Raw genomic sequence first — 11,333 nt, forward strand, 5'->3', positions numbered from 1 at the left:
TCTATAAGGATGGGACAATTTCTTTTAGTACTAACCCTCTTATGTGCATTTAGCCTTAACGGATGGACTCGCGGTGGCGGCGGCTGTTTTGAACAAGGAACCTTAATTGCAACGCCTCACGGCGAACGTGCGATAGAAAAGTTACGTCCTGGAGATTGGGTTTGGAGCAATATTGCAGGAAAACATCAAAAAGCCAAAGTCGTCGCTACCAGCCAAGTAACACCCCAAAATTACTTAGAGTTGACGCTTTCGACAGGCGTTATCCATGTAACCGAAGAGCATCTTTTTGCCATAAAACCAGGAGAGTTTCGTCGAGCAGGTAACCTCAAAGCTGGTGATAACATTATCATTTGGCATAATCATCAATGGCAGCCTTTAGCCATTAACGGCATCCACCCAATTAAAGCCCAGAAACCCGCATTCAATCTATTAGTAGACTCAGGGGCTACCTATTTTGCAAATGGGGTTCTAGTTCATAACAAAGGTTGTTTTTTACCTAATACTCCCGTTTTACTCGCTAACGGGCAAAATAAAGCAATTAACACGATTAAACCTGGCGACATAGTCCAGGCTTATGAAATTAATGGTGCTCTTGTTCCGACTAAGGTAAAGCAGGTACTGAAACATCAAGTAAATTCTTATTATGTGATTAGCACACCAAGCTCAACCATCAAAGTAACGGGTGAACATCCATTTTATGTGGGTAATGGTCGGTTTAAAACTGTGGAAACACTACATCCTGGGAATTTAATTTATGCGTTTGCAGCCAATCAGTTAAGGTTTGAGCGAATTACCTCGATAAAGAAAATTAAGGCAAAAGCCACTGTTTATAACTTACAAACGGATGAACCACATACTTATTTTGCTGCAGGCATCGCCGTTCATAATAAAGGAGGGGGTGGCGGTCATGGAGGTGGTCATGGTGGGGGCTTTAGAAGTAGTTCCAGTGGTAATAGTGATGATGGAGGATTCTTTTTCTTTATCATAGCGGGGATTATAATATGGAGCATCATTAAAAGCGCGCGAGAACAAAGAACCAATCTGGATTACAGCTATTCTCGAAATACTATCGAGCGCAAATCAGAAAAGACATTAAAACTACTGACCTTTCTTTCCAAGCAAGATAAAACTGTTGATCCCAATGCATTAAAAAGCATGGTGCATTTAACTTTTCTTTCCCTCCAAGATTGTTGGATGAAAAGAAAGTATGACCCGATGAAAAAATTATTGATGCCTGATTTGTTTCAACAGCATACAGTACAAATTGACGGAATGATCCGTAATCATGAAATTAACCGTCTGGATCGCCTGCAGATTTTAAACATTGATTTCGTGAATGTTCGCTATACTGAAAAACCTAACCAGCGAGAATTTACTGCGTTAATAACCGCTTCCGCACGTGACTTTTATGTAGATGATCGCACCAGACAGTACCTTCGTGGTGATGAAGAGCCCCAAACATTTCAGGAATTTTGGACCTTCCAGCTTCAAGATGCTACTTGGCTACTGCGTGAAATAGAACAATCACGTGAATCGGACTATTTAGAGGAAGAGAATTTTTGTGAATTCTTTACCGACGCGCAAATTGAAAAAATTTATCAAGATAAGGTAGATAACTTAGGTACGGCAGGCCCTTGGCTCGCTAAAAACGTGCAAGAAAAATCAAACCAAGTCGATCGTATGCTTAATTTCCTAGTTCAAAGCAACAAAATCTGGAATAAGCAAGCCATGCTTAACCGCGTCCGCTTGGTGTTTACGAATGTCCATTTGGCTTTTGAAGCCGGCGAATTAAGCACTGAAACTCAAGCACAATTATATCCCGATATTGTTGAACAATTTAATGAGTCAATCGCCACCTGGAAAGCTTCGGGAAGAACAATTGAATACCGTAATTTTTGCATACGCAAGGTAGAAATACTTCTAGTAAAAAGTTTTGACGACAAATCAAAAAATGAATTTACGGCCCGCGTAAGCGCACACGCTCAACGTATTCAGCAGCAAAATGACAACATCATAAGCAAAGATGCTGATGTAACCCTATTTGAAGAATATTGGACATTTGGGCTGCTTGATCACGAATGGAAGCTTAAAGAGGTCATGTCTCAAACAAGTAAAAATGAAATCATCAGCGCGGATAACCTCGAGGAAGGAAGTTCACCTGATTTAGTCAAATGGTATTATACGAAAAAACGGGCCATTTAAAGCGTACAGAACGGTCTTTTTGATCACATTATAATCATTGTTATAAATTTTCCTTTCATATATGATCGCCCATCCCCAAAATGACGAGATCTAATATTATGAAGCTTAATGAACTATTGGACGCAATTACTAAACAATGGAAACAACAAATCGTTGATATCCATATACGGCTTAATCACGCGATTAAGGGAAAAATAATGAGCGACATACAGGCAAAGGCGTTAATAAAGGAATATGAAACTCTTTATAGTCATTTTGTTAATTATACTTACAGTATGGCTTTGGCTTGTAACGAGCAAGTGTTTGAAAATGATTTAGAAAAATATACGCAAGGTCTTAAAAAGGAAGTCTCACACACCCTAAGATTAATTAATGATTATTGTCGTATCAATACAGAACTTCAAAATGCTATAACTCAATCCAATACGAATGAACAAAGAGCAACACCACCCAAGGCGCATACTCAACCGACAATACAGAGATCTGGTGAGTATTTGACTACAAGGAATCACTTCTTTCAATGGGCACCAAGCACTCCAGAACCGATGCTTATCGATAATCTATCACAACCCATACCGCTAGCACAAAAAGCTCCAGAAGTCCCTATACCTACATTGGATGAACAATTGGAAGCGGGAGAAATTTTCCCCCATGATCCAGACAAATATCCACAATATTATATCTGTAATTTTTAGAGAACTCTAGCCTGGATAAAGGCCAAGCGTAATCCGGGAAGAGAGCTTGATTGAGGTAGGGAAACCTTGCTCATGCTGCACTTGCATCGAGGCTACACGTCCGAATGCTTAGGGGGCCCGAGAAGAAGCCACATTCTGTTTTCGCCAATCCACCGCATTTATAATTTCAATCCAACGTTCCGAAGACCAGTTATTAATGCCAATGAGACATTGATTCTTTGCTTCCCGTATTAATTGTTTAAATTGCTTAAATTGCTCTTCCTCTAAATTATCAAGATCGTTATATTGTAAGGAAATTGTTTTTAAAGGCAATGATGCAAAAAGAGTACGTAATACTTGCCAATGATGGAAGGAAAAATCAGACACTTGTAATCGATTCCCATCGATAGAAAATTCGACAAGATTTTTAGCACCATCGAGCGCCGTGGCAAATGCCTCTAAACAACCAAGAGAAATAGCCCCGAAATTATTTCTTTTTAAAATAAGATGAGTAACCCTAGAGTCGTGAATCATCTTCCCCAAAGCCGCCATTTGCTCCACAGACATTGACGGAAATGGAGAATCCGATAAATCCAGGTGTTTTATTTTATCTTTACGCAATGTTAGTGCATACGCACTCATTTCTTCACACGTATATAAATGAATATCTTTAGGCCTTCTTGATTTGATAAACATGGTTATTTGCCTAGTCCATAAAGCTATTCATTCAAACATAAACTAAGTAATCTTGTAAATTACTTCCTTCAATTAGAGGAAAATTAAATCGTTTACCACCGATCATCATTTCCCCAATTACTGTTGTTTCCTCCATAACCATCATTATGTTTCTGATAATCTCGCCCCCCATGATGGTAGTCATCGTTATGCTGATGATGCTGATAGCCATGATGGCGATGATTACCATGCTGATGATTTCCATGATTTGAAAAACCCCGGTGCGGAGGGGGACCACCTCGAAAACCTCCTCCGGGATGGGCAAATGCAAATGAGTTGATCAATAAACAGAAGAAAGAGATAGAGACGCATACATGTCTTTTCATTTTGTTTTCCTTATAAAAAAATGAATTTAAAACAAGAATTAGCGTACGAATGTAAAAATAAGCGTAGCACAGAATTTTAATGGTGTGGGCTGCAATATTGAAGAGTGCACTACTCACTGCTAAGTAGTGCATTTATGATTAAATCCAATAATTAATCGCTACAGCAAAATTATTAGAATTGAGAGTAACGCGTGCATTACCGTTCGGATCTTCAAGGTCATAAACAGTAGGTATTTGCAAATTAACCGCATTTCCATACCCTACATGATTATATTCCGCGCGTAAGGACCAATTTTTCCCTATTGACCATTCGATACCAGCACCAATTAACCAACCCGTTTGACTAGTATGTGTGGAATAGTAATCGCCACCTTCATTTGTGTATGACAATCCTACCTTAGCAAAACTCGCCCCTGCTGTTAAATAGGGAAGAGGAACGATTTTATTCCAATTCAGAGCGCGACCTACTCGTCCCTTAATAGAACCTTGCATCTGATTCCTAAAAGAAAAACTATCAGACACATTAAGATTATAGGGACAAAGACAACGTAATCTATCTTTTTGATTCGTGTTAAAGGAAACATCCGCTTCGACACCAGCTACCAAATCGTTGATAAATTGATGCATGTAGCCCCACTGCATACCAGGAGAAAAGGTTGAATAGTCTGAACTGATATTGCAACGCTCATCTTGACTAGTAAAGCCTAATTGTTGGGATTTCAATAAGTCCTGGTTAAAGACAATTCCCGCCTCCACACCCGCATAAAATCCAGTCCATTTTACAAACGATTTGTGGGAGACATCCGTATTAGCATAAGCTATTCCAACCATCCCCATTGTGATTAGAGCACTCTTAGTTATTGCCGAAAGTTTATTCATTGTGCTATTACCGTTAAAGGATTAGAAACAATACCATCTTTTGTGCCAATGATGGTGCAGGAGCCATTTTTCCCATGCATCTTCAGAAAGGTTTGAAATTTGGTATGCCCAATTTGACAAGTAACATGGCCTGTCTGGCTGGTGACGTTATAAATTGTGGGGCCCGATCCCGGTACTGGTAACGGCCCAAGAATAACTGGCCTACCACAACAAACGACAGCAGGATTTATAATAGGCGATCCATTTACTGTTGCCGGTATGTCAACAGACGAAGGCGGTTGTGGATTGCTTAAATAATCCAATTGCACAAAAGTAGGAGCACCAGCAGGTAAATAAGAGAGCGAATAACGTGGCGTTGCCCCTCTCAATGTAGTGAAATTAACATTAACTGAATCAAACGTCCCCGTAATGCCCGAAGAAGTGAGGACGGTGTATTTTCCAGGCTTCGTATTGGGATCGAGATTGATTTCTAAAATACCTGCGAGCGATGCGGGTCCTGCAACCGCAACTAAAGACGTCCCACTGGAATTGATTTTAATACGGACAAGACTTCCAAGTGAGCCATTACCGGAGTCTGCTGAATTTAAAGTCAAACGACCAAGAGTAAGCGTTCCTCCAGTATCCGGAGCGATCGTCCCCGAATTGGCAAAAACATCTCCAGTCAAGGTTCCAACCCCACTGAGCGTTCCTCTTTGTGAGCTAAAGCTGGAGTTTCTACAAACGAAAATAGGTGCTTGAGTGATCTGCCCATTCACTTTGAGGTTTGCATTGTTAACCATGACGGTCCCTTGATAATCAGTTGTTCCGTTGTAAACAATAGTTCCATTTCCCCTAATAAAGACATTCGTTCCTCCTGCTCCAAAGGAAGTGTCATCAACAAACGCAACTTGCGTGCCCAGTGTCAAAAGATCATCAGCATCTTGCGCCAGGAATGTGAGAGAGGAACCCGTGCGTAGAAAAATACTATTCCCCAATGCAGAGCCAATATTGCCGTCTGAAGCTCCAGGGCCACCAGTTCCAGAAGCTCCAGGATATGTCGTAGTGTTTACAGTATTAAAGATAGTTGGAATCCCCGAAAATGCTCGCACAGTGAAATTCAAATTGCTATCCACAAAGACAGCTCCCCCGAGACCACTGCCACCGCCACCACCTCCTCCTCCGGCTCCTGATCCAAAAGCATTGGAACCAAAACCTCCCGCCCCTCCACCGAGATTTCCAGCGTCAATTCCACCTGCAGTAGTTAGGGCATTAGAGGGCCCACCACCTCCGCCTCCCCCGCCCCCAAGCGAATTGCCGCCCCCAGCAGGTGTCGAACCAGATGAGTTAACTCCACCGCCGCCGCCACCACCGCCAAAACCTCCCGAGCCAGCTTGTACGGTATAATCAAAATCATAAGCGCCGGTGCCTGCGCCACCACCTCCACCACCACCATAACCACCATTGCCGGCTTGCCCGTCAACTCCATTTGATGAGGACGTGACAACAATTCCAGCTCCGCCGCCTCCAGCACCATCTCCTCCATTACCTCCCGAGGGTTGGGGACTATCTAGAGGGGGAGTGCTACCTTGAGCCGATAGACCTGGCGCCCCAGCGCTTCCTCCTCCTCCTCCACCCGGAAATCCTGCCCCCGCCCCTCCTCCGCCGCCGCCAGCAAGGCTTCCACCAAGATTACCCCCTCCACCGGAACCCGCGGCAATTGCAAGACCATAACCATTGCCATCGCCCCCCAATGCAACATCATCTCCTCCGTTGCCTAGGTTCACCCCAGTAGTAGCACGAGAGCCCAATCCGCCCCCACCACCGCCACCTCCACCAGAAGAGAAATCGGTCGAAAGAGTAACATTCCCACCATCACCACCAAAGCCCCCGCCTCCAGCGCCCCCAGTACTTCCGGTGGTTTGAATAAAACCGCCATTTCCGCCAAAACCTCCGCCACCTCCGCCTCCCTCATTACCTGTAGGAGAAATTAAGCTGAAATAACTACCTCCTTTTCCCCCCACGGCAGAACAGTTATTTATTGATACGTTCAATAAGGTAATTGAAGGATTCGCCCCATTTAAAAAGGATTGAGGCGCGTAAATTGCCCCTCCTGCCCCGAGGCCACCACCACCGCCTGAAATTCCATCACCACCCGCTCCTCCTTGTGCAGTCAGATTTTGAAAGATCATGTTTTGAATCGTCACATTCCCCGTTGCGATGAAAAATCCGCTATAAGCACCGCTGTTACCGTCAATAGTGACAGTAGGCATAGAACCTGGATTGCCAAGTGTAATATTCACAGGATTTGGGGAGTTGTTAATAATCGGCAGAATTCCATTGAGTTGAATAGTCATTGGATACGCAAAAACAATTGCATAATCATCAGGTACGGAGTTCAAACCTATGTTCATGGTGTTCAAGCAAAACCTCAAATCACCCGGCTCTCCCATACCGCCCGGATTATTATCTGTGCTTAAAGTGACATTGAGTGTTGTTAAGGCGTACAAAGACGGTGAGGCGAGAAGAAAAAACCAATACTTAAACTTAAATTTGAACATAAGAAAGCCTGTAATTTTTTTTTATCATCATAATGGGCTCCTATAGCTAATGCAATTGTTATATATCGAAATTTTGTCATTTCGTACAATATAAAAGGGACATTCCTTATAAAGAAAATGCTCTACCAGTCTATATATTTTTCGTATATTCTCTAAGCTTGGAGTAAGTGATTAATAAGGGATTAAATAATGAATGTTGCAGAATTACAGAACCTAATTGAAAAAATAAAAGCACAAAGAACAATGGACGACGACTCTACGCAGAGTATGGATTTATTCATTCAAATGAGTAGAACACTGGATGAATTAGAGCCAGAAAGTGAACTCACTCATAAAACACTGGACGCTTCCGTTCTTAAAATAACCGATACGTTATATGAAGAATTAACAAAAAAACAAGATATGTTAACTGAAGTGCTGACTTTAATTATCCATTGCAGTCGATGGGTAGGATATGCCAATGCAAAAGCTCTTGATGCTTATCCTCAACTCACATTAACGGATAAAATTAGTAAAAAAAGACCTCAAGAACAAGCAAAACTAGAAGACATTATTTTCTTTCTCAGAGCGGCTTTTTATCTCATCCAAAAACATTGCACTCAAGAACAATTAACTTTACTGCCTTTTTTAATCTATTTCCGGCCCCTCACTACCGATGAAGAGCGACGCTCAGAACTCGCTATTTTTGAATGGCTATATCATCAAAAAGCAAACTGTCTAAACTTTTTTACGATGCATGTGGACTGTATAAATATGAGATCCCGCCAGCTGATTCATTCTTTACCGAATATTCTTAAATTAATTCCAGCAAATTACACTCCGTTTGTCAGGAGCACACAGAGTTATGATTTGCTTTGGAGTACAAAACAAGACAATCCCATATCACGAAATCACCTTATCGATGATACCTATGAATTATTAGAAACAAATTTCGCAACTCAGAAAGAGCAGGACTATGCTGCTAGCATTAGATTTGCAAACCACATAAAAATGCAACTACCTGATGAGGCCCATAATGAATCACTAATTGTCTATTTAGCACTCTATTCATTTCGTCTCAATCAATATAAACAAGTACGTCATACTGATCCGAGGTTCCGACATAGTTTAATATCTCCTTCCAAACAAACTAAAGAAGATGCAGTGGATAAAAAGTTAATAGAAATTCGTGGAGTTCCTGTTCAGTATGGTTTTTTTGAAAACATTGCATTAAAAGACGGCCGTTTGGGAAGTTTAATTACCTCTTTTGAAGAACAAACATCCTACATGCGCCTTATAAACTCTTAATAATTATGGGAATGGGACTACAAGTCGCCTCATCTAGAAATGATCTAGATATAGGAAAATTGTCTATACTTAAAGCAGGTAATTTAGTATGAGTATATAATATGTCACCTAATCCCTTAGCGAAACTAGTTCAGTCTCCCACGAAAACGACCAGAAAGCAGCTCCAACTGTACGTTACTGAGTATGCTGGAATCGTAGATGCCTTAAGACTTGGCGGCGTAGTCAATAAATCCTATACCGATGCCGATAGAGCCCAAGACATGCAAAGGTTGGTAAATGCAGCTGAAAAGATAAAAATGATAGATTTTAGTGGAGAAGACTTTAAAAAAAGCGTACAAGGTTTATCCAAAGAGAAAGAATTAACACTACGTTCTAACTATCGCGAATATGTAGAAATAAAAAAAGGAAACATGAGTCCTCAACAGCTTTTTAAAGAATTAAATATAAAATTGCCTGTTCCAGAGCCAATTTTAGACGATGCTACACTAATGAAAAAACTCCAAAGCACGGTTACCAAATATAATGCAGCAGAAAATAACTTAAAGGTAGGCCAATTCACGACAAAATACACTGATGTTCAGCGTACGCAAGACCTACAAAAATTGGTAGATGGTGCCGAACAAGTCAAAAGATTACACAGCTGGATACCCAAGGAACAATTTGATAGGGCCATTGCAGCCTTACCCGATTGGCAAACCCAAACCATGTTCAAGTCCTATCTGGTTGATATGGAAAAAATTGCCAGTGGCAAAAAAAGTCCTAACCAACTCGCTAACAGTATAGACATCAAATTACCTATTCCAGCTCACCAGGTACCGTCCGCACCACCCTCATCTCCCAGTGGTATAGAGCCTCAAGCAGACAAATCCGAAGCGCCTAAAAAAGAAGGTTTTTTTAGCCGGCTTAAAAATAAGTTATCGGATATGGCTTCCGGTTTTGCCAGCTACATGAAGGAACACCCTGTGCGTGGCGGGCTTTTAATCGCGGGAGCAATAATAGGTATTGGAGTCATTGTTGCTGCGTCTGTATTTACGGGAGGAGCTGCTGCAGTAGGCGGATTTGCTGCACTGATGGGGACAGGAATTAGCACTTCAGTTGTTGGCGCTGTAGTCGGTGGTGCGGTAGCTGCATCCAGTGCCATAGCCTTAGCATATGATGTGAATAAAGATATCCAACAGAAACAAAATATTGCAAATCTACACAATAGATTGGCTGGTGCAAACACCGGTGGAACCCCAGAAAAACCTGCCATGGCGAGTCCGCTGCCAACAGAGTCAACTACACCAGCATGGAGATGTGGAATAAAACCTCAAGAAGATAGAGTTCATAATGTAAATAATGGAAATAATGCGGGAAATAAAGCCACAACAACTGAGTCACGGGAGAACCTGCTTGCATCAAAAGGTCCAATAGCCCCCGGTATAGAAAGCTTGGCTAGTGAAACCGACTCCGAAGATGATACAGAATCTGAATCTCCTCATATGTAAAATCATGATATTTTTGCCAATGTAGCCTTGTTGCGCGCAACAAGGCTACCCAGTGGGTGTAATTCTACAGCTTTTTTTAATTTACTATTCCTTAACTGTACATTGATGTTCGCTTTTATATAATGGAAGTCCTTGGCAAGTTTTTTGCCCACTTAAGGAGTTAATTATGTTGAAACAATCTGTTATCGCAGCCTGTGCGCTAATCAGCCTCTCTTCTGCCTACGCTGGAGGTATCGATTTAAGTTGTATGGTTCAAGTAGCAGTAGCCTCTCCTCCTCTGGATGCCAAAGATAATGTTGCTTTTAACGTTGCCAATGAATATGGATTTAGTAAATCTGTTACTATAAACGGAGCGAAAGGTCCGCAATATATTGAAAATGTTCCTTGCAGTGAGTATCCTTTAACTATTACAGCCACCTCCTATGAAACCCCATCAAACACACTACTAACCCAACCTGGTGTAGGCGTAGGAAAACTTAAAGCTGGCCCAATTATTTTAGGCTTTCCAGGAAATAGTGTTTCCGTCGTATTTCCCTATGATTTCACCTTTAGTGAGTAACAGGTGAAATGTAGCCCGTATTAGACGAAATGCGCAATACGGGTAGCACTGATCTTAATCAATCAGCCAATTTAAATCAGCTAACAGATCATTTACAGCAATCGGATAATAAAAATAGGCTTGCACCCTCGCCTGTGGATTAATCAGCAAAATTTCTGTTCCATGACTCATGGGACTTGCTGACACCGTAATATGCAATTGCTTTTGTAAGGAATTTATAGTCGACATTGGGCCTCTAAGTGCAATAAAGCGCTCATTAAACTGATGTACGAACTGATTAAGCTCTTGTACTGAATCATATTCAGGATCTACAGAAATAAAAATGACTTGTAGTCTTTTGTCTGGTGGTAATCGCTCATAGGTTTGATTCAACATAGACATGGTCAACGGGCAAACCATCTTACAACGGCTAAAACCGAAAAAAAGCAAAGACCAGTGACCTTTTAACTTTGCTTCAGAAAATAAATTCCCTTTATTATCCGTAAGTTCAAAATTCGGTACCGGTTCAGTTTGACTGATATAAACCCCATGCTTTAAGTGAACAGGGTTATGATAAACAACAAAATAAGCAATAAGAAGCGCAATAAGAATCAAATAAAACAAAATCATCCTAAATATCTTATTCATTTTATTCAATCCTAAATAAT

General features: G+C 41.3%; 10 protein-coding genes. 5 read left to right on the top strand and 5 right to left on the bottom strand.

Features of this window, described 5'->3' with window-relative positions:
- The first annotated feature begins 9 nt into the window (after positions 1 to 9).
- Positions 10 to 2,202: a polymorphic toxin-type HINT domain-containing protein gene (locus E1P08_RS01650; protein WP_165485056.1), complete on the top strand. Its 2,193-nt coding sequence runs from the start codon at positions 10 to 12 to the stop codon at positions 2,200 to 2,202.
- Between the two features lie 98 nt (positions 2,203 to 2,300).
- The gene (locus tag E1P08_RS01655; RefSeq protein ID WP_133135282.1) at positions 2,301 to 2,897 is read left to right on the top strand and encodes a hypothetical protein; all 597 of its coding nucleotides are present in this window, start codon (positions 2,301 to 2,303) and stop codon (positions 2,895 to 2,897) included.
- A gap of 108 nt (positions 2,898 to 3,005) precedes the next feature.
- Here the strand turns inward: E1P08_RS01655 and E1P08_RS01660 are convergent, their stop codons facing one another.
- From E1P08_RS01660 to E1P08_RS17090, 4 genes are all read right to left on the bottom strand, one after another.
- A complete protein-coding gene (locus E1P08_RS01660; protein ID WP_133135283.1) occupies positions 3,006 to 3,572 on the bottom strand; it encodes a leucine-rich repeat domain-containing protein in 567 nt (188 codons plus the stop codon).
- Between the two features lie 92 nt (positions 3,573 to 3,664).
- Complete coding sequence (locus E1P08_RS01665) at positions 3,665 to 3,937, bottom strand: hypothetical protein (RefSeq protein WP_133135284.1); 273 nt, start codon at positions 3,935 to 3,937, stop codon at positions 3,665 to 3,667.
- A 138-nt stretch (positions 3,938 to 4,075) separates the two neighbouring features.
- Positions 4,076 to 4,816, bottom strand: a complete 741-nt coding sequence (locus E1P08_RS01670) for an outer membrane protein (protein WP_133135285.1) — start codon at positions 4,814 to 4,816, stop codon at positions 4,076 to 4,078.
- Positions 4,813 to 7,353, bottom strand: coding sequence for a hypothetical protein (locus tag E1P08_RS17090; RefSeq protein WP_165485057.1), 2,541 nt, complete (start codon positions 7,351 to 7,353; stop codon positions 4,813 to 4,815). Before E1P08_RS17090 ends, E1P08_RS01670 begins: the two co-directional genes overlap by 4 nt.
- Positions 7,354 to 7,542: 189 nt before the next feature.
- On the opposite strand from E1P08_RS17090, the gene E1P08_RS01695 reads away from it, so the two are divergent.
- The 3 genes from E1P08_RS01695 to E1P08_RS01705 all read left to right on the top strand — a co-directional run bounded on the left by E1P08_RS01695 (position 7,543) and on the right by E1P08_RS01705 (position 10,686).
- On the top strand, positions 7,543 to 8,640 hold the full coding sequence (locus tag E1P08_RS01695) for a hypothetical protein (protein ID WP_133135287.1): 1,098 nt from the start codon (positions 7,543 to 7,545) through the stop codon (positions 8,638 to 8,640).
- A gap of 101 nt (positions 8,641 to 8,741) precedes the next feature.
- A complete protein-coding gene (locus E1P08_RS01700) occupies positions 8,742 to 10,127 on the top strand; it encodes a hypothetical protein (protein WP_133135288.1) in 1,386 nt (461 codons plus the stop codon).
- Between the two features lie 166 nt (positions 10,128 to 10,293).
- Entirely contained in the window at positions 10,294 to 10,686 is a 393-nt protein-coding gene (locus E1P08_RS01705; RefSeq protein ID WP_133135289.1) for a hypothetical protein, read from the top strand.
- A 54-nt stretch (positions 10,687 to 10,740) separates the two neighbouring features.
- Here E1P08_RS01705 and E1P08_RS01710 read toward each other — a convergent pair whose 3' ends face one another.
- On the bottom strand, positions 10,741 to 11,313 hold the full coding sequence (locus E1P08_RS01710; protein WP_165485058.1) for an SCO family protein: 573 nt from the start codon (positions 11,311 to 11,313) through the stop codon (positions 10,741 to 10,743).
- Positions 11,314 to 11,333 lie beyond the last annotated feature (20 nt).

It is taken from the genome of Legionella rowbothamii (genome assembly GCF_900639985.1).
Taxonomy (GTDB): Bacteria; Pseudomonadota; Gammaproteobacteria; order Legionellales; family Legionellaceae; genus Legionella; species Legionella rowbothamii.